A 26,290-nucleotide genomic window follows, 5' to 3' on the forward strand; every position below is an offset into this window, starting at 1 on the left:
TCAGCCCTTGCCGCGATAGGGCGACGAAAGCGCGCGGTCGCTATCCGCGGCGATGAAGTCGAGGATTTCCATCACTTCCGCGCAATCCTGGTATTCGTTCCGGATCGCAGCCGCATTGACGCGGATATTGCCCTCGCCCTCGAATATCTGCTTGAAGGCGCGGCGCACCCGATGGATCGTGGCGCGCTCGATACCGGCGCGGGTCATGCCGACCACGTTGAGCCCGCCGAGAATTCCCGGATTGCCGTTGAGCATGCCATAAGGAATGACGTCGTAGTTCACGGCAGACAGCCCGCCGATGAAGGCCTGCCGCCCGATACGGGTGAACTGGTGCACGGCGCAGCCGCCGCCGAGAATGGCGCGGTCTCCGACATGCACATGGCCGGCGAGCATGACATTGTTCGACATGACGATGCCGCTGCCGAGCTGGCAGTCATGCGCGACATGGGAATTGGCGAGGAACAGGCAGTTGCTGCCAACCACCGTCTTGCCGCCGCCGCCCACCGTGCCGCAATTCATCGTCACGCCTTCGCGCATGGTGCAGTTGTCACCGACCGTCAGGGACGAATCCTCGCCCGCTTCATGAAGGCTCTGGGAAACACCGCCGATCACCGCCATCGGAAAGATGCGGCAATTATGGCCGATCTCCGTATTGCCGGTCACCACCGCATGGGAGATCAGCTCCACTCCGTCCTTCAGCACGACGCGCGGACCGACCTGCGAGAAAGGGCCGACGACGACATTCTCGCCGATGACGGCACCGTCCTCGACCAGGGCAAGCGGGTGAATGCGCGCGCTGGCAGCGATCTTGCTCATTCTGCGTCCTTACGCACGATCATCGCGCCTATATCGGCTTCCGCAACCAGGGCGCCATCCACTTTGGCGTCACAGTGGAACTTCCAGATATTGCCCCGCTGCTTCTGCTTCTGCACATGATATTCGACACGGTCTCCGGGCACGACGGGTTTGCGGAAACGGGCATTGTCGATGGTCATGAAATAGACCAGGTTCCCGCACTCGCCTTCCTTGCGCGCGCAGATGGCGCCGGCGGTCTGCGCCATGCCTTCTACGAGAAGAACACCCGGCATAATCGGACGTTCCGGGAAATGTCCGGTGAAATGCGGTTCGCTCGCCGTCACGTTCTTGATGCCGATCGCGGAATTGTCCCCGTCGATCTCGATAATCTTGTCGACCAGCAGGAACGGATAGCGATGCGGCAAAAGCTTCATGATTTCCTGAATATCGGCCGCGCCGAGGACCGGCTTGGTCTCATCAGTCATTCTTTTCTCCTTTGCGTTTTGCCCTTTCGTCGGAGCGCGCCATCTTCTCCGCCACCTCGCGAAGGAAATCCTTCATCGGCCGGGCCGGAATACCGCCATAGCGCGCGCCCGCGGGCACGTCGGCCACGACACCGCTCATGGCGCCTATCTGCACGCCATCACCGATGGTGATGTGACCATTGATGCCCGAAGCACCGCCGATCAGCACGCCATTGCCGATTTTGGTGGAGCCGGCGATGCCGGCGCCGCTGGCAATACCACAATGACGTCCGATCTGCACGTTATGGGCGATCTGAACCTGATTGTCGATCTTCGTACCTTCGCCGATGACCGTATCGTCCATGGCACCACGATCGACGGTCGTATTCGCGCCGATCTCGACATTGTCCTGAATGATGACGCGGCCTACCTGCACGATCTTCAGCATGCCTCTGGGACCGGGTGCGAAACCAAAGCCATCCTGGCCGATACGCGCGCCGTTATGGATGATGACCCCATTGCCGATCAACGCCGCCAGAACGCTGGCGCCGGCTGCGATCGTGCAATCCCGGCCGATCTTGACATCCGCGCCGACGACGCTGCCCGCGCCGATGCGGGTGCCCGAGCCGATTTCGGCGCGCGCGCCGATCACCGCCATCGGCTCCACATGGACGCCGGGCTCGAGCTTGGCGGTCGGGTCAACGAAGGCGGCCGGAGAAATTCCCTCGGCCTGCGACGTGACCGGCGCCGGACGCATCGCTATCGGGTGCAGCAACGCTCCCGCCTGGGCGAATGCCGCATGGGGAGTTTTGCTGAGAAGAACGGGAATGTGCTCGGGAATTGCCGACCGCAAGGCCGCATCGCAAAGTATGGCGGAAGCCCGGCAGGTCGCGAGCTCGTCCTTGCTCTTGCGTGAAAGGATGTAGCAGAGCTGCCCTTCCCGCGCGCGAGCTACCGGCGCCACCGAGTAGATCAGCCGGTCCCCTGCCGATTCATCAAGCAGTTCTGCCCCAAGATGGGCAGCCAGCTCGCGCAGGCTCACACCACCATGGGGCGGAAAGAATTCATTGTTCTCCATCAAGCCTTTAAGCTCCAGAACAGTTTTTGTCCGCAGTTCTGGACGGGCGTGATCAGAACTGGTTCGCCATGCTGAACCGGAATTCCTGGGTCTCGTCGAAGTCTTCCTTCGCGACCGGTACGGCATAGTCGAAGCGAAGCGCGCCGAAGGGCGAAGCCCAGGTCACACCGACGCCAACGGACGCACGGATCGAAGAGTCCGTACCGACCACACCGCCGCTATTGGCAACCTCGTTGCCCCAGAGCGAACCGGCATCGGCGAAGAGCGCGCCGCGCAGGCCGAAGTCCTGCGGGAAGCCCGGCATCGGGAAGGAAACTTCAGCCGACGCGTTGAAGTAGGTCGTGCCGCCAAGCGGGTCGCCGTTCGGCATGCGCGGTCCGATACCATCGTTCTTGAAACCACGAATCTGGCGTCCGCCGATCATGAACTGATCGAAGACGTTGAGCGAATCACCCGTGGCGACGACATGACCGGCGCCAACGGCCACAGAGCCGATGATGTCCGCTTCATCCGACAGCATGTGGAAGTAACGTGCGCGACCGGTGATCTTGTAGAACTCCGAGTCTCCGCCGAGACCGGCATATTCATGCGTAAGGGTTGCATAGATGCCTTCGCGCGGCAGGGTCGTGCTGTCGAGCGTATTGTAGGTCAGCGTCTGCGAAACCGACGACTGGACGAACTCGCCATGCCTGATCAGATCACGATAGGGCTCCGAGAGATTGCTGCCGACTTCCCAGTCGTCTTCTCCCTCGTAGGTGATCTGCTTGTAGGTATAGCGGAACGTCGTCGCCAGCTCTTCGGTGATCGGCGCGGTCACACGCAACGTCACACCCTGCTCGTCGTAATCGTAATAATCTTCCGACGAGGTCTGGTTCTTGAAGATGTCGAAGCCGGCAGCCAGTCGATAACCGAGGAAGTAGGGCTCGGTGAACGAAAGCGTGTAGCTGCGCGCATCGTCGAGACCGCCGCCCACTGCGACGCGGATGAACTGACCGCGGCCGAGGAAGTTCTTCTCTTCGATCGAGGCTTCGAGGATGAGGCCGTCGCCGCCGGCGGAATAACCGGCACCGATGCCGAACGAACCGGTCGGCTGATCCTCGACGTCGACCACGACCACGACACGGTCGGGCGAAGAGCCGGCCGACGTGGAAATGTTGACGTTCGTGAAGTAGCCCAGCGCCTCCAGACGGCGCTTGGCGCGCGAGATCATCTCCTGATTGAAGGCATCGCCTTCGCTGAAGTCGAACTCGCGGCGAATGACGTAATCACGCGTGCGGGTGTTACCCCGGATCTCGATGCGCTCGACATAGGCGCGCTCGCCCTGGTCGACCAGATAGGAGACGCCGATGGTCTGCGTATCGAAATTGCGGTTGCCGCGCGGCGTGACGCGGGCGAACGGATAGCCTGCCGCAGCCACGCGACGGGAAATCTCTTCCATCGACCGCTGGATTTCGCGAGCGTTGTAGACGTCGCCGGCATGCGTGCGCACCAGACCCTGCAGGTCCGCGGAGTTCACGCCATCGACCGTGGATTCCACTGAGATGTCGCCGAACTTGTAGCGGGAGCCTTCCTCCACCGTGAAGGTGATGTTGTACTGGTTGGTCGACTCGTCGAGAACGGCCTCGGAGGAGATGATGCGGAAATCCGCATAACCATGATTGTAGTAGAACTGGCGCAGCGCCTCTTCATCGGCGCGCAGCTTGTCCTCGTTGTAGACGTCCTTGCGGGTCAGGAAGGAAAGCGGACCCGATTCCTTCGTGGTGATGACCGACTGGAGACGACCGTCGCCATAGGCCTGGTTACCGACGAAGTTGATGTTGGAAATCTTCGTGCGCTCGCCTTCATTGATGACGAAAGCGATGTTGACGCGGCCTTCACCGACAGGAACCACCTGGGTGGTGATTTCGACATCGCTGCGGCCCGTCGCGGAATAGGCTTCCCGCAGGCGTTCGATATCGGCGTTGACCAGCGCTTCGCTGTAGGGACCCAGAGCCTGCGTCTGGACGACCGACTGCAGCTTGTCGTCCTTGATCTTGCGGTTGCCGTTGAAGACCACCTGATTGACGAGCTGGTTCTCGCTCACCGTCACGACGAGCGCGCTGCCCGACACGCTGATTCGGACATCGGAGAAGTAGCCGGTTGCGTAGAGGCGCTTGACCGATTCGTCGATGTCAGCATCCGAGAAGCTGACGCCCGGCTGAATGGTCAGATTGGAACGGACCGCCTCCTCGCCGGAGCGCTGGGCGCCCCGAACCTGGACACTGCGAATAACTGCCGCTTCAGCAGACGGTGCGGAAGCAAGTACCAAAACACCCGCGCCCGACGCGATTACACCAGCAGACAGCGCAAACGCCGACACTGCGTTCAAAAACTTTGAACCAGCCTTCATTTTCAATTCTTACCTTTTCCCGTTGTCCTCAGCGGGTTGGAACCCGACTCCGGCCACGTGTGTCGTTTTACCTGCTTTTGCTCTACAAGCAAGGCATCGCGTTAATTTCTGTTTACTTCCTTCCGAGGCGTGACCCAATGGCCACGCAACTCTTCAAAACAAGGTAAACAAAGGGTTTATCATTTAAAATGAAGGCCCTCACCCGATCAGGTTGCTGATGTCGTTCCAGGTTGCAAAGACCATCAGGCTCAACACCATGGCCATTCCGATGCGGAAGGCGATCTCCTGCGCCCCTGCCCCGAGCGGCTTTCCCCGAACCGCTTCGATTGCGTAGAAAACAAGATGCCCGCCGTCAAGTACCGGCACCGGCATCAGGTTGAGAAGACCTATGGAAACCGAAAGCACGGCGGCAAGCTGGATGACCGCCGCGACCCCGAGCGTCGCCATCTGGCCGGAAGCCTGGGCTACCCGCACCGGACCGCCGAGCTGATCGGCCTTCATGCGGCCGGTGACGAGATTGCCGATATAGCGGAACGTGCCGGTGATGATGTGGCCGGTCTCCTTCACCCCTTCGGAGACGGCTGCGATCGGGGAGAACGTCTGGACGCGGAAATTGCCGCGCTCGCCATTGGTGACGATGCCGATGATCCCGAGCTCGATCCTGTTGCCGAACTGATCGGTGATCTCCTCGCGCTTGGGAACCATGGGCAGGTCCAGTTCACGGCCGTTGCGCTCCACCGTCACGACGATCGGCGTTTCCGGCCGCACGCTCACATAGCGGCGAACGTCGTCGAAAGTGTCGATCCGCGTCCCGTCGAGCGCGACCAGCCGGTCTCCCGGCTCCACGCCAGCGGAAGCCGCGGCGCTTTCCGAACGAACTTCGGCCACCACCGGATCGGCGACGACCTTTCCATAGGTGGCGAACAAGACGGCGAAAATGGCGATCGCGAGCAGGAAATTGGCGATCGGCCCGGCGGCCACGGTCGCCGCGCGCTTCCAGAGTTTCGCCCCGGCGAGCGTCGTCGCCTTTTCGGCCTCCGTCATTCCCGCAAGGCCGCTGGCGTCCGGAAGGCTGGCGACATCATCGTCGCCGAAGAATTTCACATAGCCACCGAGCGGTATGGCCGAGAGTTTCCAGCGCGTGCCGTGCCTGTCGGTAAAGCCGGCGATCTCCGGCCCGAAGCCCACGGAAAACGCCGTCACCCGAATGCCACACCAGCGGCCAATCAGGTAATGACCCATCTCGTGAACGAAGACGAGCAGCGACAGGACCAGAATGAAGGGAATGATATAGCCAGTGATCAGTCCGAAAATCGCCATCGCCATGTCCGTTTCGTCGTTTGCGCCGGTCAGAGTCCGAAAAGGAAGCTCGCCACCGACGCATCAGGATGATCTGCCGAAGCCCCATACACAAGCGTTAAAAGAAAGGCCGCGAAACAGGCGAAAACGAGGCCGTCCACCCGGTCCATGACCCCGCCATGGCCCGGAATGAGATGGCTTGAATCCTTCACTCCGAATCGACGCTTGATGAACGATTCGAAGAGATCACCGATCTGGCTGGAAACCGACAGCAGCAGCGCGAGCGCCAGCGTCCAGAACGAGAGCCGATAGAAGACGAGGGAGGCGACGGCCGAGCCGGCGATCACGCCCGAAACCGCCCCGCCGATGGCTCCCGACCAGGTCTTTCCCGGCGATATCTTCGGCGCGAGCTTCGGCCCCTTCAGCGCCCGCCCGATGAAATAGGCAAGGATATCGGTCGCCCAGACGACCGCGAAGACGAACAGCGTCGCCACGAAACCGGATTGGTCGGCCCCGCGGATCGCCGCAAGCGAAACGCCGGAAAGCCCCGCATAGAGAACGCCGCCCGGCAGCCACCAGTTGGCGCTGCCGAGGGGGACGAGGAGCAGGGCCGTGATCGTGAACCCGCCGAGCAGGGGAACGTTGAGCGACGCCTCGCCGAAGGCGATATTGACCGCGATAAGGATCGCGGCCACCCAGCCGAACATGTTGCCGCGGAAGGCAACCTCATCCAGCCGGGTGATCGTCGACCATTCGTAGTAGATGAGCAGCGTCATCAGCGCTGCTATGAGACGGAACCACAGACCGCCCGCCAATGTCGCGGCCAATACGACAGCCGCCAGCGCGATCGCCGAAACGATCCGGCGCTTGAGTTCCGATCCCATCAGCCGACCACCGCAGCAGCGGCAGTCTTCGCCGAAAGACCTCCGAATCGCCGGTCGCGGGATGCGAAGACCCTCAGCGCATCGAAAAAGAGCTGCCGGTTGAAGTCCGGCCAGTACTCCGGCAGGAAAACCAGTTCGGAATAGGCGGCCTGCCAAAGCAGGAAGTTCGACAGGCGCTCCTCGCCACTGGTGCGGATGATGAGGTCCGGGTCCGGAATTCCGGCAGTGTCGAGATTGTCGCCGATGCTCCGCGCGTCGATATCGTCGGCCTTCAGGCGGCCGGCCTCAACCTCACGGGCAAGCTTGGCGACCGCCCGCGCGATCTCGTTGCGCGCTCCGTAGTTGAAGGCGATGACGACCGTGAGGCCGGTGTTCAGGCGGGTCGTTTCCTCGGCTTCCAGCAGGAGCGGCAGGATATCGCCCCTGAGGTTCTGCTTGTCGCCGATCACCCGGATGCGCACGTTCTCCCGGTGGAGCTCGGCGAGATCACGCCGGATAAATCTGCGCAGAAGGCCGAGGAGATCGTTGATCTCGTCTTCCGGACGGCTCCAGTTTTCCGATGAAAAGGCGAAAAGGGTCAGATACCGGACCCCCGCCTCGCCCGCCGCGCGCACCGTTTCGCGAACGGCCTCTACGCCTTTGCTATGGCCAACCGCGCGCGGCAGGCCGCGCTTGTTCGCCCAGCGTCCGTTTCCGTCCATGATGACGGCGACGTGTTCGGGTATGATCGGAAGATCGGGAGTGGCCATATTCAGAGCAGTTCCTCGGCGGGCGAAGGCAGGTCAACACGCGAGCTCGTATCAGACCTGCATGATTTCCTTTTCTTTCTCCACAAGCAAGCGGTCGATTTCGGAAATCGTGTCATCCGTCATCTTCTGAACCCTCTCCGATTGCGAGCGGCTGTCGTCCTGCCCGATAACGCCGTCCTTTTCGGCTTTTTTCAGGCCGTCCATGCCATCCCGGCGAACGTGGCGAATCGCGACCTTGGCCTTTTCGGCGTAGTCATGCGCCACCTTCACCAGGGACTTGCGGCGCTCCTCGTTGAGTTCGGGAAGCGGGATGCGCAGGCTCTGGCCGTCAACGATCGGGTTGAGACCAAGATTGGACTCCCGGATCGCCCTGTCGACCGCGCCGACCATCGACTTGTCCCAGACGGAGACGGAGAGCATGCGCGGCTCGGGCACAGTGATGTTGGCGACCTGGTTCAGGGGCACACGGGCCCCGTAAGCCTCGACCGTTACCGGGTCCAGGATGTTTGCCGAGGCGCGGCCGGTGCGCAGCGATGCGATATCGCTCTTGAAGGCGTTGATGGCGCCGTCCATGCGGCGCTTGATGTCGTTGAGATCGATTGCGTCACTCATGCAACTACTCCCTGCATTTGTCTGTCCGGCAGTTTCCCTGCCGCGCTTCAGTTGTCCGATACGATGGTCTTGCGACCGCCGCCGGTCAAGATTTCAGCGAAACCGCCCTTTTCGTGGATCGAGAACACGATGATCGGGATGCTGTTCTCGCGGGCGAGCGCCACCGCCGCCACATCCATTACCGCCAGTCCCTTTTCCAGGACTTCGCCATGGGTCAGCGTTTCGAAGCGGGTCGCATCGGGAACCTTCTTCGGATCGGCGGAATAGATGCCGTCCACCTGCGTACCCTTGAAGATCGCCTGGGCGCCGATCTCGGCTGCGCGCAAGGCGGCGGCGGAATCGGTCGTGAAGAACGGGTTTCCGGTGCCGCCGGCGAAGATCACCACCCTGCCCTGCTCCAGATGGTGCAGCGCCCGGCGGTGCGAAAAGCTCTCGCAGATCTCCGGCATGGCGATCGCCGAAAGCACCACCGTCTCGATATCGAGCTTGCGGAGCGACGTGGCGAGCGCCAGCGCGTTGATGACGGTCGCCAGCATGCCCATGTGGTCGCCGGTCACCCGGTCGCCGCCCTTGGAAGCCACGGCCACGCCGCGAAAGATGTTGCCCCCGCCGACAACCACGCCGACCTCGACGCCCATGGTGCGGGCTTCAGCGATATCGGAAGCGATGCGATCGGCAACCGCGACATCAATGCCAAAACCCTGGCTGCCCATGAGCGCTTCGCCGGAAGCCTTGAGGAGGACGCGCTTGTAGATGGGATCGGGCGACATGAAGGCTCCTTGAAATCGAACTGCCGGAGAAAATATCAAACCGCCTGCGGATACACGAAGGGCACCGGCTTGTCACCCGGTGCCCTCCGCTTTTGACAGGATAAGGTAGGCTGTATCAGCCCTTGGCGGCCGCGGCCACTTCAGCTGCGAAGTCCGTCTCTTCCTTCTCTACGCCTTCGCCAAGCAGCAGGCGGGCCATGCCGGTCACTTCGATCGGCGCGCCAACTTCCTTCTCGGCAGCCTTGACGGCTTCACCGACGGTCACTTCCGGGTTGATGACGAAAGCCTGCGAGAGAAGGGCGACTTCCTCGAAGAACTTGCGCATGCGGCCTTCGACCATCTTCTCGATGATGGCATCCGGCTTGCCGGAAGCGCGGGACTGCTCGATGAAGACGTTGCGCTCGCGTTCGGCGACGGCCGCGTCGACTTCCTCGGCGCGGATGGCCAGCGGCGCAGTCGCGGCGATATGCATGGCGACCTGGCGGCCGATGGCGTTCAGGGCTTCCTTGTTGCCGGTCGACTTCAGCGCGACCAGAACACCGAGCTTGCCGAGACGGTCGGCTGCGGCGTTGTGGATGTAGGTCGCAACAACACCGTCTTCGACCGACAGCAGGGCCGAACGGCGCAGGTTCATGTTTTCGCCGATGGTGGCGACAGCATCCTTGATCGTGTCGGTGACGGACTTGCCGGTCGCCGGATAGGTGGCGGCGCCCACGGCTTCAACGGTGCCGTCGGTGGTGAGCGCCACGTCGGCAACGCCGCGAACGATCGTCTGGAAGGCTTCGTTACGGGCGACGAAATCGGTTTCGGAATTGACTTCGACGACGACCGCCTTGGTGCCGGCGCTTGCAACGCCGATCAGGCCTTCCGCAGCCGTGCGGCCCGACTTCTTGTCGGCCTTGGCGATACCCTTGGCGCGCAGCCAGTCGATTGCTGCTTCGATGTCGCCGTTGTTTTCAGCCAGCGCCTTCTTGCAGTCCATCATGCCTGCGCCGGACTTTTCGCGCAGTTCCTTCACCAGTGCAGCGGTGATTTCAGCCATTGTGAGCCTCTTGTCGGTTCATGTTGCGTGCCGCCGGAAAACCTCGGCGAACTCAAGGTTTTGGGAACGAATGTACCCGGAAGTATGACAGGGTGATGAAGATCATCACCAGCCTGTCGCCTCAACCGCGAAAGCCGCGGGCGGACAGGTCGTCAAACGCACCGAGGCCAGGGATCTTCTCTCTGGCCTCGGTCGAATTGGGAAGCGGGAGCGGCTTTAGCCGCTCCGACCTTGGCCTTAGGCTTCGGATTCGCCTTCGAGAGCCGGCTCGATCGGGGCTTCGGCGGAAGCGCCGATGTCGCGGCCCGAAGCGCCCTGCTGGCGAGCGATGCCGTCGATGGCAGCGCGGGCGATCAGGTCGCAGTAGAGAGCGACAGCGCGCGAAGCGTCGTCATTGCCCGGGATCGGATAGTCGATCAGGTCCGGATCGCAGTTCGAGTCGATGATGGCGACGACCGGGATGCCCAGGCGCTTGGCTTCATCGATGGCGATCTTTTCCTTGTTGGTGTCGATGATGAACATCAGGTCCGGGGTGCCGCCCATGTCGCGGATACCGCCGAGAGCCTTGTCGAGCTTCTCGCGCTCGCGCTCCAGGTTCAGACGCTCCTTCTTGGTGAAGCCCTGGGCTTCGCCGTTGAGGATCTCGTCGAGCTTGCGCAGACGGGCGATCGAGTTCGAGATGGTCTTCCAGTTGGTCATCATGCCGCCGAGCCAGCGGGAGTTGACGTAGTACTGGGCCGAACGCTTCGCCGAATCGGCGATCAGCTCGGAAGCCTGGCGCTTGGTGCCGACGAAGAGAACGCGGCCGCCACGGGCTACCGTGTCGGAAACGACCTGCAGGGCGCGCGACAGCATCGGAACGGTCTGCGCGAGGTCGATGATATGGATGTTGTTACGATCGCCGAAGATGTACGGCTTCATCTTCGGGTTCCAGCGATGGGTCTGGTGGCCGAAGTGAACACCAGCTTCCAGAAGCTGGCGCATGCTGAAATCAGGCAATGCCATGCCTTTTTCTCCTTTTCCGGTTGAACCTCCGCAAGGCGAACAGCAGATCCTTCGGACCTGCCACCGGCGGAATGGCCCGGATTTCTCCCGGACGATCCCATGCCTCACGTGTGGAATGGGGCTGCCCTTACAGTCGATCAGCCGGAAAAGCAAGGGCCGCGAAGAAAAAGTAACGGCCCTTGCTGGCCAAAACGATGTCAGCTCGCCTTCTTCAACGCCGAAAGCAGCTTTTCATAGGTGGGAGCAAGCCGGCGCAGCGAGGCGGCCGCAGCAGCATCCTCGCGCATGGTCAAGGAATGCTGGAGCGAGCCTATGATCTGCGCCTGCACGGCGGCCGCTGCCGATGCCTCGAGATAGCCTATCCGGCGGAGGCAGACCGCGGCATCGTTCGCCCGGCGCGCGCCGACCCGTACCGCGAAGTGAATGAAGTGCCCCCGGAGTTCGTCGTCGCAGCCATTCCCGATCTGTCGCGCCAGCTCCTCGGCGGCCTCGCCATTGCCTAGACTTCCCGCGGGCATCTTGTGATTTCCCTCCATGGAAAGCCACCGGATCGCCGACGGGATCGAGGCCAGGATCGTGTCCTCCTCCGAAACCCTGTTCAGCCGCTCGAAGCCGGTGCGCATGGTATAGGGCTCGCCGTAATCGAGCGTCTCGGCGCGCCAGGCCTCCATGAAATCCGCAAGCGGCAGCGACGCATAGGGATAGCCCTGCGGATCGTGCATCAGCACCCTGCCCCCGGAGACCTCCAGCACAACGACATAATGATCGGCGCCGATCGGCCCGGTCATACCCGGCTGGTGTCGCAAATGCCCCATCTCGACGGGCCCGACCCAGACCGGACCATCCCGCAGGGCCAGTTCGAGATTGCGAAGCGCTTCCTCGGAGGAGCGGCACTTGGTGACGTTGGAAGTCCAGCCGAGCGCACGCAGGGCATCGTCGAAGCCCTTTTCCGGGTCCCAGCCATACGGATCGAAGAAAGGCTGCTTGCCGCCGATCAGCTGCATGCCGAAGGGGCTGCCGGTCGCAAATTCGATCACCGCCGTCGACGGCGCGTGATCGCCGAACATCATCGCGAAGGAGTTCGCATAGCAGTAGGGGCCGGAACCAATATAGGAAAAATGGTGGTGCATGTCTTATCTCCTCTTGGGTTGGGAGATATGACAAAGAGGGAAAATTCAATCGAAATGTCAACAGGTTGAATGAATTCTCCGGAACTTCGGACCTATCTCGGCTCGGAGCAGTTCTCCGGCCCCTTGTCCAGCATTTCCAGCTTCTCCAGGCTGCCGGTCAGCACGAAGTCACCATAGTCCATAGTGAGGTCGCGGGTAATGCCGTTGCCGTAAAGCTTGAAGGACATGCTGTAGACTGGCGTGGCGTCACCGTTCGTGCCTTCATTGAAATAGGAGATGGTGACGGGCCAATAGGGAGTCTTGGAGAACTCCCCCGCCTTGTCCGCATCGGCATCCCCCGGCGCCGGCGCCTGCTCCTTGCCGACTACGGTCGTGGTCATGAGGCTCTGATCGCCGTTTTCCGAACCGTCGAAAATCCGCGATTCGAAGAAGCGATTGCCCTTCTTGGCGTTCTCGATGACATCCAACATGTGCTCGGTCGGAAAATCGCTGGTCGCGAGGTCCACCTGCCGCTGCTCCGGCTGGCTTATCTCCACCTTCACGCCGCTCTCCCCCGCGACCGCTTCCCCCCTCACCTCCTTGTCGAGTTGCTCGTCCGTGAAGGATTTCGTCTCGAAGCGGAACTCGCGGGCCAGCGCATTTTCGAACGTGGTCGTCTGCTGGTCGGTCATGCGCGTTTCCTCACCGGTGCTGATCTTGGTGACGAAACGGAAATTCGTGGTGAAGCCGGTGCAAGCTGAGCCCGTGAATTCGTAGACCATCCGGCCGTACATGCCCTCGATGCCGGAGCGCTCGGAGGCTTCCTTGAGCTTGAGATTATACACGGCGCGATGCGGCACGAGCATTCGGGCGCTTTCCGCTCCGGCATTTGCGGAAATCGTTCCGCCCAGGGCGAACGCGGCGGTCAGGATGGCCCCGAAGCTCATGCGATACATTCATTATCTCCTGTTGGACTCAGGGCTCGGTGTTATAAGAACGCCATCAAGCAAGCTTATCTGCTTGATGCAGGATTTTGGAAGACATTACAACGAAACCGGGAGCCGAAAATGTCCGATGCCATCGATAGCCGCTTGAAGGAACTGGGGATCACGCTTCCCGCCGCAGCAGCGCCGGCAGCCAATTACGTGCCCTTCACCATCAGCGGCAATCTTCTTTTCCTTTCGGGACAATTGCCGATCGAAGATGGCAAAGTTGCGGTGACCGGACTGGTCGGCCGCGACGTGGACGTTGCAAGGGGCCAGCGCGCCGCCGAACTCTGCGCGATCAACATCCTCGCCCAGGCCAAGGCGGCACTTGCCGGAGACCTCGGCAGGATACGCCGCATCGTGAAGCTCAACGGCTTCATCGCCTCGACGCCCGATTTCACCGAACAGCACCTCGTGATGAACGGTGCTTCAAACCTCATCGCCAATGTGCTGGGCGAGCCCGGCAAGCATGCCCGCGCCGCCGTCGGCATGGCATCCCTTCCGCTCAACGCCGCCGTCGAAATCGACGCGATCATCGAGATCGAAGCATGACTTCCGCTTCCTGGGTCAGGGAACTGCCGGTCGCCCATCGCGGCTATCACGACATGAACAAATCCGTCTGGGAGAATACGCTTTCCGCCTTCTCCCGGGCGGTGGAAGCGGGCTTTGCCATCGAATGCGACCTCCAGCTCGCCGCCGACAGCGTGCCGGTGGTCTTTCACGACCACGACCTCCAGCGGCTCTGCGGCATCAAGGGCGATGTGCGCGAGCGCACCTCGGCCGAACTCGGCATGCTCGCCGTCGGCGGGACGAAGGACAGGATCCCCACGCTGAAGCAGATGCTGGCCATCGTCGCCGGAAAGGTGCCGCTCGTCATCGAGCTCAAGGGCCGTGAAGGCGAGGATGACGGCTTTATCGAAGCCGTTCTCGAAGTGCTGGAAGGCTATCAGGGCAAGGTTGCCCTCATGAGCTTCGATCATCACCTCCTGAAGGAGCTGAAAGCCGCAGGCGCTCCCTATCCGCTCGGTCTTACGGCGGAGGGAAACAAGCCGGAGGATTTCTTCATGCACGACGAAGCCATGCAGCTCGGACTCGATTTCATCTCCTATCACTGGGCGCATCTGCCGAACAGCTTCGTCACCGGACAGAGACAGGCGCAAATTCCGGTGATCACCTGGACCGTGAGGGATGTAATGGCCCGCGAACATACCTATAAATATGCGGACCAGATGACATTCGAGGGTTTTGACCCAAGGGAGATGGCCTCCGCCTAAATGCCCGGCAACCTCACCATCCGCATCGAAAAATCCTTCTGCGCGATCAACCGGGAAAGCTGGTCGCGCCTTTCCGGCACCTCGAATACTTCTTTAGATATCCCTTATAATCCGTTCATTTCCCATGCGTTTCTTTCCTCTCTGGAAGGATCGGGTTCGGCTGCCGCAAAGACCGGCTGGCTTGGGCAGCATCTGCTTCTGGAGAATGATGCGGGAGCGCTGATCGGAGCAATTCCCGGCTATCTGAAAAGCCATAGCCAGGGCGAATACGTCTTCGACCATGGCTGGGCGGATGCCTTCGAACGGGCCGGCGGGCGCTATTATCCGAAACTGCAATGCACCGTGCCCTTCACGCCCGCAACCGGACCTCGCCTCCTCGTCTCCGCCGGCTATGATCCCGACGCCACCCGCGCGACGCTTGCCGCCGGTCTCCAGGAGGTGACGCGTCAGCTCGGCGTCTCTTCCGCGCATGTGACCTTCCTGCCGGAAGAGGAGTTACCCGCCTTCGAGGAGGCTGGCTATCTGCATCGCACCGACAAGCAGTTCCATTTCATCAACCAGGGCTATGCCGATCACGACGAATTTCTGGAAACGCTGGCTTCCCGCAAGCGCAAGGCGCTGAAGAAGGAGCGCCGGGCCGCGGTCGAGAACGGCATCACCATCGACTGGCTGACCGGCAAGGACCTTACGGAAGATGTCTGGGACCAGTTCTTCGCCTTCTACATGGATACGGGCGGCCGCAAATGGGGGCGTCCCTATCTCACCCGCAGCTTCTATTCGCTGATCGGCGAGCGGATGGCGGATGACATCCTGCTCGTCATGGCAAAGCGCGCGGGAAAATACATCGCCGGCGCCATCAACTTCATCGGGGGCGACGCGCTTTACGGTCGTCATTGGGGCTGTATCGAGGATCATCCCTTCCTGCATTTCGAGGTCTGCTATCATCAGGCGATCGACTTCGCGCTGGCGAAGGGCTTGAAGCGGGTGGAAGCGGGCGCGCAGGGGGAGCACAAGCTGGCGCGCGGCTACCTGCCTGTCACCACCCATTCGGCGCATTACATCGCCCATCAAGGTCTTCGGCGGGCGGTCGCCGACTATCTCGAGCGCGAACGCCACGAGGTGGAGTATATGAGCGAATACCTGTCCGAGCACAGCCCGTTCCGCAAGGGCGAGCGGCAACAGGAACAGGATTGAGCCCGGCGCGACCGCGTTCACCAATCAAGGAGAGGACATTACCATGAGCGGCCAGACCTACGACGAGAACAACATCTTCGCGAAGATCCTGCGTGGCGAAATCCCCTGCCACCGCATCTACGAGGACGACCATACGCTCGCCTTCATGGACGTGATGCCGCAATCGCCAGGCCATCTGCTGGTCGTGCCGAAGGCACCTTCACGCAATATTCTGGATGCCGACCCCACGGTTCTGTCGAACCTTGTCCCGATCGTCCAGAAGCTTGCCAAGGCAGCGAAGGAAGCCTTCGAGGCGGACGGCATCACGGTCATCCAGTTCAACGAGCCAGCCGCCGGCCAGACCGTCTATCACCTGCATTTCCATGTCATTCCCCGCTACGAGGGCCTGCCGCTCAAGCCCCATTCGGGCAAGATGGAGGATAATGAGGTGCTCGCGTCTCAGGCGGAAAAGATCATCGGCAAGCTCGGGAACTGACCCGGGCTACCCCACCGGCGTCAGAAGCCGAGCCACCAGAGCCCGCTTGCAAGAAGCGCCATGGAGACCGCGACCCCGACGCCGACCTTCTGGCCGGAGACGAGGAAGGCGACGAAGCCCAGGCCCGCAGCGGCCAGCCGCAGCCATAGCGGCGAGCCCGCAAGCGTTCCCGTTGGAAAAACGATGAGCTTGGCGGTGACGGCCATGACGAGTGCCGTCGCCACCGCCCTCACCCAATGCAGCGCTTCGGAATCCTCTTTCAGGCGATTGCCGCTCAGAACCCCGAGCCACCGCCAGATATCCGTGGCGAGAAAGCCCGCCACCGCGATCACCAGATAGCTCCACCACCAGACTTCGGTCATCGCGCGCTCCCTGTCCGCCTGCGCCGGCGGATATAGAACCGGTCGATGAGATAGGCGGCCGTGCCGCCGCCGATCCCCGCATAGAGCACGTCGAATTCAGGCGCCACCAGCGCCATAAAAGGTCCGCCGACGATGCCGACCATGAAAGCGAGCCTCACCACGCTGTGATGCGCCGTCGCCCAGATCGAGGCGACGAAGTAGACTGGCGTCAGCATGAAGAGCGTGCCGGCGACGAGCGGCGGAAACTGCGACACCAGCCCGTAGCAGATGGCGACGATGCCGGTGTTGATCGTCGTCAGCGTCAGGCCGAATCCAAGGAAATAGACGGCGCGATGCTCGCGCGGCACGTCGCGGAGGGTTCGAAGAGCGAAAACCCAGGCCGTTATGGCGATAAAATGGGAAGCGAAGAGCAAGAGCCAGGTCGGCGTCAGCCGCGTGCGCATCTCGGGCACGATCGAGGCGACCATCGGCATCATGCGGATGGACGACAGCGTTACGGCAAGGAAGCAGGCCGCGAGCGGCGCCCCGGTGGTCATCATGCCGACAAGGATCATCTGCGCCGGCAGAGCCCATATGCCGAAGGTCATGAACATCGCTTCGCCGCGCGAGATCCCGGCCTCCAGTGCAAACGCGCTGAACCCGACGAAGGACGTCATGAGTATGAGGGCGGGCAGCGAAGTGATGCCCTTCATTCCGGTGTAGAACCAGAACGAAGCGGGCCGCGTATCACTGTCTATGGACATGAAAAATCCGGATGGGCGCAAATGGACTTCAATACAGAAACGACAATGCCGGGACGAGCCCGGCATTGTCCGGCTGGATCACGCCAGCCTCACTTCTTCTTCGGCACCCTGGGAACGGTGCTGCCCTTGCGGGGCGATGTCCTGGGCGGCTCTTCCGAAGCGATCACATCGGCATCGACCATGGCGCGCGCCTTGGCCGATGAGCCGCCGTCCTTGTCCTTGCCGGACTTCTTCGGCGCCTTGGCCTTTGCCTTGGGGGCGGCCTCTTCGGCCGCCTCCTTCACCTCGGCTTCCGGCTTCGGCTTCACCGGCGCGGTCTCCGGAATGGCTTCGAGGATGAGGCCATCCTTGCCGTCTTCCTTCTTGCCGACCGTGACGTTCACCACGCCGCCCTTCCGCAGCTTGCCGAACAGGATCTCGTTGGCGAGCGGCTTCTTGATGTGCTCCTGAATGACGCGCGAGAGCGGCCGGGCACCCATCTTCTCGTCGTAGCCCTTTTCGGCAAGCCAGGCGATCGCATCCTCGTGCAGGTCGAAGGTGACGTTGCGTTCCGAAAGCTGCGTCTCGAGCTGCATGACGAACTTCTGCACGACCTGATGGATGACTTCCGTCGGCAGCGGCGCGAACGGGATCACGGCATCCAGGCGGTTGCGGAATTCCGGCGTGAAGAGGCGGTTCAATGCCTCCTCGTCTTCCCCGGTGCGCTTGGACGAACCGAAACCGATGGCGGCCTTGGCCATTTCCGAAGCGCCCGCATTGGTCGTCATGATCAGGATGACGTTGCGGAAATCGATCTTCTTGCCGTTGTGGTCCGTCAGCGAACCATGGTCCATGACCTGCAGCAGGATGTTGAAGATATCCGGATGCGCCTTCTCGATCTCGTCGAGCAGGACCACGCTATGCGGATGCTGATCGACGCTGTCGGTCAGGAGGCCGCCCTGGTCGAAGCCGACATAGCCGGGAGGTGCGCCGAGCAGCCGCGAGACGGTGTGGCGTTCCATATATTCCGACATGTCGAAGCGCAGCAGTTCGACGCCGAGCGAGGAGGCAAGCTGCTTGGCGACTTCCGTCTTGCCGACGCCCGTGGGGCCGGAGAAGACATAGGCGCCGATCGGCTTGTTCGGCTCGCGCAGGCCCGCGCGGGCAAGCTTGATCGCGGTCGAAAGCGCCTCGATCGCCTTGTCCTGGCCGTAGACCACCGAGCGAAGCTCCTTCTCCAGGTTGGCGAGAACCATCTCGTCATCCTTGGAAACGGTCTTCGGCGGAATGCGTGCCATCGTGGCTATCGTGGCTTCGATTTCCTTCTCGGTGATCAGCTTGCGGCGCCTGGAGGCCGGCAGCAGCATCTGCGCCGCACCGGTCTCGTCGATCACGTCGATCGCCTTGTCCGGCAGCTTGCGGTCGGAGATGTAGCGCGCCGAAAGCTCGACGGCCGACTTGATCGCCTCGTTGGTATAACGAAGCTTGTGATAGTCCTCGAAATAGGGCTTGAGCCCCTTCATGATCTCGATCGCATCGTCGATCGACGGCTCGTTGACGTCGATCTTCTGGAAGCGGCGAACGAGCGCCCGGTCCTTCTCGAAGAACTGGCGGTATTCCTTGTAGGTGGTCGACCCAATGCAACGGATCGCCCCCGAAGACAGCGCCGGCTTCAGGAGGTTCGACGCATCCATCGCGCCGCCCGAGGTGGCGCCCGCGCCGATCACGGTGTGGATCTCATCGATGAAAAGCACCGCGCCCGGATATTCCTCGAGCTCCTTGACAACCTGCTTCAGCCGCTCCTCGAAATCGCCACGATAGCGCGTGCCGGCGAGCAGCGTGCCCATGTCGAGCGAGAAGATGGTGGCATCGGAAAGCGCTTCCGGCACCTTGCCTTCGACGATCCGCTTGGCGAGGCCTTCGGCGATCGCCGTCTTGCCGACGCCGGGGTCGCCCACATAGAGCGGGTTGTTCTTGGAGCGGCGGCACAGCACCTGGATGGTGCGGTTCACTTCCGCATTGCGGCCGATAAGGGGATCGATCCTGCCCTCGCGGGCCTTGTCGTTCAGGTTGACGCAATAGGCCTTCAAGGCATCCTGCGGCTTCTTGGCCGATCCCTCGTCCTGCTCGCGGGCAGGCTTGGAATCCGGATCGGCCTCCTCGGCGCCGCGCGGCGGACGGACCTGGGAGGAGCCCGGACGCTTGCCGATGCCGTGGGAGATGTAGTTGACCGCATCGTAGCGGGTCATTTCCTGCTCCTGCAGGAAGAAGGCCGCATGGCTTTCCCGCTCGGCGAAGATCGCGACGAGGACGTTTGCGCCGGTCACTTCCTCGCGGCCGGAAGACTGGACGTGGATCACCGCGCGCTGGATGACGCGCTGGAAGCCGGAGGTCGGCTTGGAATCCTCGTCGTAACCGGTGACCAGATTGGAAAGCTCGTTATCGACATAGTCGCTAACGGTCTTGCGCAGGACTTCGAGATTGACGTTACAAGCGCCCATGACCGCCGCTGCGTCCGCGTCGTCTATCAACGCCAGAAGCAGGTGTTCGAGCGTAGCATATTCGTGATGCCGCTCGTTGGCAAAGGTCAGTGCCTGATGCAGCGCCTTTTCAAGACTAGGCGAAAAAGTTGGCACGTGGGGTTCCTCACTTCTTTTCCATGACACATTGCAGCGGATGCTGGTGTTGCCGGGAGAAGTCCATGACCTGGCTCACTTTGGTTTCCGCCACCTCGTATGTAAATATTCCGCATTCCCCCACGCCATGGTTGTGAACGTGGAGCATGATGCGCGTCGCCGCCTCGCGATCCTTCTGAAAAAAACGCTCCAGAATGTGAATGACGAATTCCATCGGCGTATAGTCGTCATTCAGGAGAAGCACGCGATAGAGATTTGGCTTCTTGGTCTTCGGCTTCGTGCGGGTGATAACCGAAGTTCCCCGGTTGCCGTTGTCTCCGTCCGTACCTTTTTCACGTTCCATCAAGATCGGCTCTGCGATCATCTTCATTCATTCCCCAATCATCCGGTGGAAGTTCCGAACGGTTTCCGGCCGGACATCAGATTTTTACTAACTTAGTTCATTGGACGCAGATTTTAAGCCCCCTTCGCCGCCGCGCAATCACTAATCCGCTAACCCGTGTGCATTAGCGGCGGAAAACTCCGGCCGCGGGGAGTGGAAATGAAAAAGCCGGCGCCGCGAAGCGACGCCGGCCTCTGACGAGGAGGGCCGTTGATCGTTTTTCGATATGGCCGCTCAGGCGGCGGCGGTCGCCGCCGGGTTTGCAGGCTTCGCAATGGGCGCCTCGTACGGCTTGTAGGCGGCCTTGGCAAGATCGGCATAGATTTCGCTCATTCTGGTCGCCTCGGCAATGAAACCTTCGTAGGACGACTTCAGATAATTGGCCTGCAGCTCGAAGACCGCTTCGACACTGCGGGCACCGACGAAGGCCTCCATGAAGGCCGTCACGTCCTGAAAGGATTTGCGGGAGTAATCGTTCGCCTCGACGGCGATTGCCTGGAACCCCTTGGCCATCTCGGAATAGCTCTTCAGCATGGCGTCCATCGCTTCCCTGGTCGTCCTCTCGGCATCGTCGAAATGAAACATGGCATGCCCCTTGTTCATTCGGAAACACTGATAGAAGTGCCTCGCCCCATCAAAGTCAAGCCGGAATTGTGCGCCGCACAAGAATGGCGGGGGAACAAAAAACGGGCCCGTGAAGGCCCRCTGCATGAGAGTGCGTTCTGCGGCCGATCAGAGGTCGACGTCGAGGATCGCCATGGAGAAATTGTAGGACCGGTCGCCGTCCTCATCGTCGATATAGACGACGCCCAGGAATTCCTCGCCCAGATAGACTTCGGCGGAATCGGTCTTGCGCGGGCGAGCCTTCACAACGACCTGCGGGTTGAACGTGCGCTTGAAATAGGCGTCGAGTTTCTTGATTTCGTCCGGTTTCACGAGCTTCTCCGTTGCTTTTCGCGTTGCGGCGCTTTTGGCACGGTATAAAGGCGAAAGTAAAGGCAGCAAAGCATCCGCCGCCGACAGGCAGCGGAACGGAACTCAGTCCTCGGACATCAAGATCTGGTCCATCAGGCGCGCGGGCTCGGAACATCCCGCCGTGCCGACCACCCTGGCCGGAACGCCCGCAACCGTCGACTTCGAAGGCACCGGCTTCAACACGACGGAGCCGGCCGCGACGCGCGAGCAGCTGCCGATCTCGATATTGCCGAGGATCTTGGCGCCCGCGCCGATCAGCACGCCGTTGCCGATCTTCGGATGCCGGTCAGCACCTTCCTTGCCCGTCCCGCCGAGCGTCACGCCGTGCAGGATGGAAACATTGTCGCCGATGACCGCCGTCTCGCCGACGACGAGGCCGGTCGCATGGTCGAGGAATATGCCCTTGCCCATACGCGCAGCCGGATTGATATCCGTCTGGAAGACGCTGGACGAGCGGCTCTGCAGATAGAGCGCGAAATCGCGACGGCCGCACTCAAGCAGCCAATGGGCCAGCCGGTGGGTCTGGATGGCATGGAAGCCCTTGAAATAAAGGACGGGCTCGAGGAATCGAACGCAGGCGGGATCACGGTCGTAGACCGCCTGAATGTCGACCCTGAGGACCGCGCCCCATTCCGGCCGGTCGGCCAGCATTTCGAGGAAGGTCTGGCGCAGCAGCACCGCCTGCAGGTCGGGATGATCGAGCCGCTCGCAGATGCGATGGATGACGCATTCTTCCAGCGACTGGTGATTCAGCACGGTCGAATAGAGGAATGCGGCCAGCAGCGGATCGCTCTCCGCGGCGGCCTTGGCCTCCTGGCGCATCGTATCCCAGATCGGGTCCACGGCGGAAACCATGTCCCTCTGGCGGATTTCGGTTCTCGCGGCCATCGCCGTCTCCATGTTTTCCATAGGCGACTTCATATAGAATAATCTTACAGGAAGACCAATGGGAGCGAAATCGCATTCCGTTGATCCTAGCTATGAGATTACGGCAAGGTCCGGATTTCCGCGTAGAAATCGAGAACCGCCTTCTTGAAGACCCTATCCCCGACGGCCAGCATGTGATCGCGGCCGGGAATATCGAGCGCACGGGCGTTCCGCATCAGCGCGGCAAGCTCCTGGGGCGACCCGGCAATATCGTCCTTCGTCCCGACACCAATCAGCGTCGGCGCCTCGATGCGCCCCATGTCTGAGCGCGAAACCAGATCGCGCGAGCCGCGAATGCAGGCGGCAAGCGCCGCCCGGTCGCTCTTCGTCTGGTCCGCGAAGGCACGGAACATGCGCCCGCGGGCGTGTTCGACATCATCCAGGGAAGGCGCCAGAAGCGCGTCCGCGATCGGGTCCCAATCGCCCACGCCCTCCGTCATGCCGGCACCGAGTCCGCCGAGTACCAGCGAGCGGACGCGCTCGGGATGGCGCAGCGCCAGGAATACGGAAATCCTCGCGCCCATCGAATAGCCCATGACATGCGCCTCGGGAATGCCGAGATGATCGAGCAGCGCGGCCGCGTCGTCAGCCATCACCCACGGGCGGTACGCCTCGACGTCATAAGGTTTGTCGCTCGTGCCATGGCCGCGATTGTCGATGGCAATCACCCGGTAGCCGGCATCGCCGAGCGTCTTAAGCCAGCCGGGATGCACCCAGTTGACGAGCGCGCTGGATGCGAAACCGTGGATCAGCAGCACCGGATCGCCGGAGGGATCGCCCTCGTCGAAATAGGCGAGCTTCAATCCGTCGTGGGAAAAGGAAGAGAAGGAAGGCGCATTGAGATTCATTGTCGGCGGTCCGTTTTTTTTGCGCGACCATAGAGGATAGCTCCGGGGGAATGAACCCTCGCCCGCAGATTTTCCGCCGGCCGCCTGGCTTCCCTCCAGCGAACTCCCTCGCTATAAGCAGGCCGAACGAAAAGGACAGGAATTTTGGCAGCACGCGACCGCTATTCCCGCAAGCTCGAATGCCCCCAATGCGGCCACAACGGCTTTGCGGAAGTTTCCGAGGACGACGACCCGCGCCGCAAGGATCGCGGCTTTACCGTCGATGAAATGCCGAAAGGTTTCTTCACCGAATTCGCATCGCGCGATCCGAAGAAATACATGCTGCGCTGCCTGTGCGGCCACAAGTTTCGGTTCGAAAGCAAGAGCTTCTATCCACCCGGTGGAGAGCCGCGCCGATAGCGGCAAAATGGCCCGCCGGCTGTCGGTTTTTATCACTACACATTCGCGGTCGGGAGCGATAATGTCCGGCCGAAATCTTAAGTTACGGAGATCATCATGGCGGGACACGGCATTCCCCACTTCCAGAACGACGGCGGACATCGGCTGATCCAGATCGGCGTGAAGGAATTCATGTGCACCGGCGCATCCGTGCCCTTCGATCATCCGCATATCTTCATCGACATGGGCGACGACGTGGAAAAGGTCTGCTCCTACTGTTCCACGCTCTACCGGTACAATCCGGCGCTCAAGGCGGACCAGACCGACCCTCCGGGTTGCGTCTTCCACGTCAAGGCTGCCTGACCTTCCTGCGCGCGGCATAGGCGATGCCCGTCGAAACAGTTGCGATCATCGGCGCCGGAATGGCCGGGCTTGCCGCTGCGCTCGCCTTTGCGCGACGCGGGATAGCTTCCGATATCTTCGAACAGGCGCCAGCGCTCACCGAGGTCGGCGCGGGCCTTCAGCTTTCGCCGAACGCCACCGGCATTTTGGCGAGGCTTGGCGTCCTCGACGAGTTGGAGAAGGCCTGGACCGAGCCCGAGCGGATAGAGCTCGTTTCGGGCACGACGCTGCGCCCCCTTTCCCATATGCCGGCCGGCGCTTTCGCCCGCCATCGCTGGGGCGCTCCCTACGGAGTGCTGCACCGCTCCACCCTGCAACGCGCCCTGCTGAACGCAGTCGAAACCAACCCGCTTTGCCGCCTGCATCTCGGCAGCCGGATTAAGGATACGGATCCCCGGGCGCTTGCGATTCAGGCCGGCCGGGAGCCTCATCTCGTGATTGGGGCCGATGGTGTCTGGTCGAAGACCCGTGCACGGGTTTCCAATGCCCCGGTGCCGAATTTTTCAGGCAATATCGCCTGGCGCTTCGCCATCCCGGATGTCGCCGCCCCCTCTTTCCTGAAAAAGGATGCGGTCACCGCCTTTCTCGGCCCTTCGAGCCATCTGGTATCCTATCCCCTGAAGGAGACCGGCGGTTTCAACATCGTGGCGATCGCTTCGGGCATGAACCCCGGGGAGACCTGGGAAGCGGAAACGACCTATAGCCAGCGGCGGATGCTGCTCCGGCAGTTCCTGCGCTGGAACAGGGCAATCATCGCCATGCTGGAAGAGGCCGTTCAGCCGATCTTCTGGCCGCTTTACGAGGTGAGCGCGGGGCGCTGGCAGAATGGTCGCGACATGGTGCTGATCGGCGATGCCGCCCACGCCATGATGCCTTTCGCCGCTCAGGGCGCGGCCATGGCGATCGAGGACGCTTTTGCGCTGGCGGCGAAGGTTGCCGGCCCCCTGCCCCTCGTGCGCGCCCTTTCCGAATTCGAAACCGAGCGGGGCGCGCGCATTGCCCGCGTGAGAGCACGCGGCGCGTTCAACCGCTTCGCCTACCATGCCCGAGGTCCCCTCAGGTTCGGCCGCGACGTCGTTCTGTCGCTGCGTCCGCCGCAATCGCTCGCGGCGGATTTCGACTGGCTCTACGGCTACAGCATCCCCGACTGATCAGACGGCGGCGGCTGCCGCAAATCCCGCCTCGATGTCCCTCCTGAGATCGGCGACATCTTCGAGCCCGATCTGCAGCCGGATCACCGGCCCTTCCTCCGGTGCTTTCCGGATTGTGCGGTCGGAAAGGTTCACATGGACCGCGAGGCTCTCGTAGCCGCCCCAGGAATAGCCCAGCCCGAAGATCGAGAGCGCATCCAGGAAGGCATGCGCCTTGGGCTTGAACTTCTCCGGTGCATCCGCCTTCAGCACGAAGGAAAAGACGCCGCTCGCGCCCTTGAAGTCGCGTTTCCAGATGGCATGGCCGGGAAAGCTCGGCAGTGCCGGATGGAGAACCCTTGCCACGTCTTCCCGGCCTTCCAGCCACTCGGCGATCGCAAGCGCGCTTTTCTGGTGGTGTTCGAGCCGCACTCCCATGGACCGCAGGCCGCGCAGGATGTGATAGGAATCGTCCGGCGCACCGCAGATGCCGAGCGTGATCGTCGCCTCCTGAAGCCGCGGCCAGTATTTGTCGTTGGCGGAGACCGAGCCCATCACGATATCGGAATGGCCCGAAGGATATTTCGTCGTTGCGTGGATCGAGATATCCACCCCGAAATCCAGCGGCCGGAAATAGAGCGGCGTCGCCCATGTATTGTCCATGGTCACGATGCAGCCGTGCCGGTGCGCTGCATCCGCGATAGCGCGGATATCCTGCATCTCCATCGTATTGGAGCCCGGCGCCTCCGTGTGGATCAATTTGGTGTTGGGCCTGATGAGCGTTTCTATYCCAGCGCCGATTTCCGGATCGTAATATTCGACCGCCACGCCGAGCCGCGTCAGCATTGTATTGCAGAAATGCCGGCAGGGCGTGTAGACGGAATCCACGATCAACGCATGGTCCCCGGCGGAGAGAAAGGCCAGGAACGGCACGGTGATGGCCGCCAGCCCCGACGGAACGAGAATCGTCCCCGCCGAACCTTCGAGTTCGTCGATCGCCCTGCACAGCGCATCTGTGGTCGGCGTTCCGCGCGTGCCATAGGTATATTTCTGCGCTCGCGTTTCCATGGTCCGGCTGTCGGGAAAAAGAACCGTCGATCCATGCACGACCGGCGGATTGACGAAGCCGTGAAAGCTGTGGGGATCATGGCCGATATGCGCCAGACGGGTGTTGGGACCGGCATCGGCGAGCAAGCTATCTTTCTTCTTCATCTCTCGGGGAAGCTTTCATTAAGGAAATTAACGACGCTGTTTTGTTGCAGCCGGTTCAGAGCGGGTCAACCCCGTTGCAGTCTGTCCCGAACCGCGACGACAACCACTGCGCGATCACGGGCGAGATTTTCGGCAACGGATGCTCAATTGATAATCATCTGCTCCCAAATCAGGCATGATTAACGAATTTA

At 61.6% G+C, this 26,290-nt stretch carries 29 protein-coding genes; 7 read left to right on the plus strand and 22 right to left on the minus strand.

Features of this window, described 5'->3' with window-relative positions; genetic code table 11:
• The 13 genes from lpxA to LCM4573_RS11500 form a co-directional block, all read right to left on the minus strand.
• Entirely contained in the window at positions 1-816 is an 816-nt protein-coding gene (lpxA, locus tag LCM4573_RS11440) for an acyl-ACP--UDP-N-acetylglucosamine O-acyltransferase (RefSeq protein WP_071006412.1), read from the minus strand.
• Positions 813-1,280, minus strand: a complete 468-nt coding sequence (fabZ, locus tag LCM4573_RS11445; protein WP_071006413.1) for a 3-hydroxyacyl-ACP dehydratase FabZ — start codon at positions 1,278-1,280, stop codon at positions 813-815. Before fabZ ends, lpxA begins: the two co-directional genes overlap by 4 nt.
• A complete protein-coding gene (gene lpxD, locus LCM4573_RS11450; RefSeq protein ID WP_071006414.1) occupies positions 1,273-2,337 on the minus strand; it encodes a UDP-3-O-(3-hydroxymyristoyl)glucosamine N-acyltransferase in 1,065 nt (354 codons plus the stop codon). Before lpxD ends, fabZ begins: the two co-directional genes overlap by 8 nt.
• A 52-nt stretch (positions 2,338-2,389) precedes the next feature.
• On the minus strand, positions 2,390-4,726 hold the full coding sequence (gene bamA / locus LCM4573_RS11455; protein WP_071006415.1) for an outer membrane protein assembly factor BamA: 2,337 nt from the start codon (positions 4,724-4,726) through the stop codon (positions 2,390-2,392).
• 198 nt (positions 4,727-4,924) lie between these two features.
• Positions 4,925-6,046 (minus strand): RIP metalloprotease RseP, encoded by a 1,122-nt coding sequence (gene rseP, locus LCM4573_RS11460; protein ID WP_071006601.1) that lies wholly within the window; start codon positions 6,044-6,046, stop codon positions 4,925-4,927.
• A gap of 29 nt (positions 6,047-6,075) precedes the next feature.
• Complete coding sequence (locus LCM4573_RS11465; RefSeq protein ID WP_071006416.1) at positions 6,076-6,909, minus strand: phosphatidate cytidylyltransferase; 834 nt, start codon at positions 6,907-6,909, stop codon at positions 6,076-6,078.
• Positions 6,909-7,658 (minus strand): isoprenyl transferase, encoded by a 750-nt coding sequence (locus LCM4573_RS11470; RefSeq protein ID WP_071006417.1) that lies wholly within the window; start codon positions 7,656-7,658, stop codon positions 6,909-6,911. Before LCM4573_RS11470 ends, LCM4573_RS11465 begins: the two co-directional genes overlap by 1 nt.
• A 51-nt stretch (positions 7,659-7,709) precedes the next feature.
• Entirely contained in the window at positions 7,710-8,270 is a 561-nt protein-coding gene (frr, locus tag LCM4573_RS11475) for a ribosome recycling factor (protein WP_071006418.1), read from the minus strand.
• Between the two features lie 47 nt (positions 8,271-8,317).
• The gene (gene pyrH, locus LCM4573_RS11480; protein WP_071006419.1) at positions 8,318-9,040 is read right to left on the minus strand and encodes a UMP kinase; all 723 of its coding nucleotides are present in this window, start codon (positions 9,038-9,040) and stop codon (positions 8,318-8,320) included.
• A gap of 115 nt (positions 9,041-9,155) precedes the next feature.
• On the minus strand, positions 9,156-10,082 hold the full coding sequence (gene tsf / locus LCM4573_RS11485) for a translation elongation factor Ts (RefSeq protein WP_071006420.1): 927 nt from the start codon (positions 10,080-10,082) through the stop codon (positions 9,156-9,158).
• Positions 10,083-10,319: 237 nt separating this feature from the next.
• Positions 10,320-11,087, minus strand: a complete 768-nt coding sequence (gene rpsB / locus LCM4573_RS11490; protein ID WP_046792158.1) for a 30S ribosomal protein S2 — start codon at positions 11,085-11,087, stop codon at positions 10,320-10,322.
• Positions 11,088-11,284: 197 nt separating this feature from the next.
• Positions 11,285-12,217: a hypothetical protein gene (locus tag LCM4573_RS11495; RefSeq protein ID WP_071006421.1), complete on the minus strand. Its 933-nt coding sequence runs from the start codon at positions 12,215-12,217 to the stop codon at positions 11,285-11,287.
• A 92-nt stretch (positions 12,218-12,309) separates the two neighbouring features.
• Positions 12,310-13,152 carry a cell envelope integrity EipB family protein gene (locus LCM4573_RS11500; protein WP_071006422.1) on the minus strand — a complete coding sequence of 281 codons (843 nt, stop codon included), beginning with the start codon at positions 13,150-13,152 and terminating at the stop codon, positions 12,310-12,312.
• A 111-nt stretch (positions 13,153-13,263) separates the two neighbouring features.
• Between LCM4573_RS11500 and LCM4573_RS11505 the strand changes: the two genes are divergently transcribed.
• From LCM4573_RS11505 to LCM4573_RS11520, 4 genes are read left to right on the plus strand one after another with little or no spacing between them, the layout of a single operon-like run.
• Positions 13,264-13,734: a RidA family protein gene (locus LCM4573_RS11505; RefSeq protein ID WP_071006423.1), complete on the plus strand. Its 471-nt coding sequence runs from the start codon at positions 13,264-13,266 to the stop codon at positions 13,732-13,734.
• Positions 13,731-14,456, plus strand: coding sequence for a glycerophosphodiester phosphodiesterase (locus LCM4573_RS11510; RefSeq protein ID WP_071006424.1), 726 nt, complete (start codon positions 13,731-13,733; stop codon positions 14,454-14,456). The genes LCM4573_RS11505 and LCM4573_RS11510 overlap by 4 nt, the downstream gene beginning before the upstream one ends.
• A complete protein-coding gene (locus LCM4573_RS11515; protein WP_071006425.1) occupies positions 14,457-15,650 on the plus strand; it encodes a GNAT family N-acetyltransferase in 1,194 nt (397 codons plus the stop codon).
• A gap of 43 nt (positions 15,651-15,693) precedes the next feature.
• Positions 15,694-16,125, plus strand: coding sequence for an HIT family protein (locus tag LCM4573_RS11520; RefSeq protein WP_071006426.1), 432 nt, complete (start codon positions 15,694-15,696; stop codon positions 16,123-16,125).
• A 20-nt stretch (positions 16,126-16,145) separates the two neighbouring features.
• Here LCM4573_RS11520 and LCM4573_RS11525 read toward each other — a convergent pair whose 3' ends face one another.
• From LCM4573_RS11525 to LCM4573_RS11560, 8 genes are all read right to left on the minus strand, one after another.
• On the minus strand, positions 16,146-16,487 hold the full coding sequence (locus LCM4573_RS11525) for an AzlD domain-containing protein (RefSeq protein ID WP_071006427.1): 342 nt from the start codon (positions 16,485-16,487) through the stop codon (positions 16,146-16,148).
• On the minus strand, positions 16,484-17,230 hold the full coding sequence (locus tag LCM4573_RS11530; protein WP_071006428.1) for an AzlC family ABC transporter permease: 747 nt from the start codon (positions 17,228-17,230) through the stop codon (positions 16,484-16,486). Before LCM4573_RS11530 ends, LCM4573_RS11525 begins: the two co-directional genes overlap by 4 nt.
• A gap of 89 nt (positions 17,231-17,319) precedes the next feature.
• Positions 17,320-19,845 (minus strand): ATP-dependent Clp protease ATP-binding subunit ClpA, encoded by a 2,526-nt coding sequence (gene clpA / locus LCM4573_RS11535; protein ID WP_071006429.1) that lies wholly within the window; start codon positions 19,843-19,845, stop codon positions 17,320-17,322.
• A 10-nt stretch (positions 19,846-19,855) separates the two neighbouring features.
• A complete protein-coding gene (clpS, locus tag LCM4573_RS11540) occupies positions 19,856-20,209 on the minus strand; it encodes an ATP-dependent Clp protease adapter ClpS (RefSeq protein WP_071006602.1) in 354 nt (117 codons plus the stop codon).
• 252 nt (positions 20,210-20,461) lie between these two features.
• Entirely contained in the window at positions 20,462-20,812 is a 351-nt protein-coding gene (locus tag LCM4573_RS11545) for a phasin family protein (RefSeq protein ID WP_071006603.1), read from the minus strand.
• A gap of 147 nt (positions 20,813-20,959) precedes the next feature.
• Positions 20,960-21,163 (minus strand): DUF3126 family protein, encoded by a 204-nt coding sequence (locus tag LCM4573_RS11550; RefSeq protein WP_071006430.1) that lies wholly within the window; start codon positions 21,161-21,163, stop codon positions 20,960-20,962.
• A gap of 102 nt (positions 21,164-21,265) precedes the next feature.
• Entirely contained in the window at positions 21,266-22,090 is an 825-nt protein-coding gene (gene cysE / locus LCM4573_RS11555) for a serine O-acetyltransferase (protein ID WP_071006604.1), read from the minus strand.
• Positions 22,091-22,188: 98 nt separating this feature from the next.
• On the minus strand, positions 22,189-22,977 hold the full coding sequence (locus LCM4573_RS11560) for an alpha/beta fold hydrolase (RefSeq protein ID WP_071006431.1): 789 nt from the start codon (positions 22,975-22,977) through the stop codon (positions 22,189-22,191).
• Between the two features lie 144 nt (positions 22,978-23,121).
• Between LCM4573_RS11560 and LCM4573_RS11565 the strand changes: the two genes are divergently transcribed.
• From LCM4573_RS11565 to LCM4573_RS11575, 3 genes are all read left to right on the plus strand, one after another.
• Positions 23,122-23,376 carry a hypothetical protein gene (locus tag LCM4573_RS11565; protein ID WP_071006432.1) on the plus strand — a complete coding sequence of 85 codons (255 nt, stop codon included), beginning with the start codon at positions 23,122-23,124 and terminating at the stop codon, positions 23,374-23,376.
• 96 nt (positions 23,377-23,472) lie between these two features.
• Entirely contained in the window at positions 23,473-23,718 is a 246-nt protein-coding gene (locus tag LCM4573_RS11570) for a zinc-finger domain-containing protein (RefSeq protein WP_071006433.1), read from the plus strand.
• Positions 23,719-23,741: 23 nt separating this feature from the next.
• On the plus strand, positions 23,742-24,908 hold the full coding sequence (locus LCM4573_RS11575; protein WP_071006434.1) for an FAD-dependent monooxygenase: 1,167 nt from the start codon (positions 23,742-23,744) through the stop codon (positions 24,906-24,908).
• Here LCM4573_RS11575 and LCM4573_RS11580 read toward each other — a convergent pair whose 3' ends face one another.
• On the minus strand, positions 24,909-26,099 hold the full coding sequence (locus LCM4573_RS11580) for a cystathionine beta-lyase (RefSeq protein WP_071006435.1): 1,191 nt from the start codon (positions 26,097-26,099) through the stop codon (positions 24,909-24,911). It lies immediately after the preceding gene.
• Between the last annotated feature and the right edge of the window lie 191 nt (positions 26,100-26,290).

It is taken from the genome of Rhizobium sp. LCM 4573, assembly GCF_001854865.1.
In the GTDB taxonomy this organism is placed as follows: domain Bacteria; phylum Pseudomonadota; class Alphaproteobacteria; order Rhizobiales; family Rhizobiaceae; genus Neorhizobium.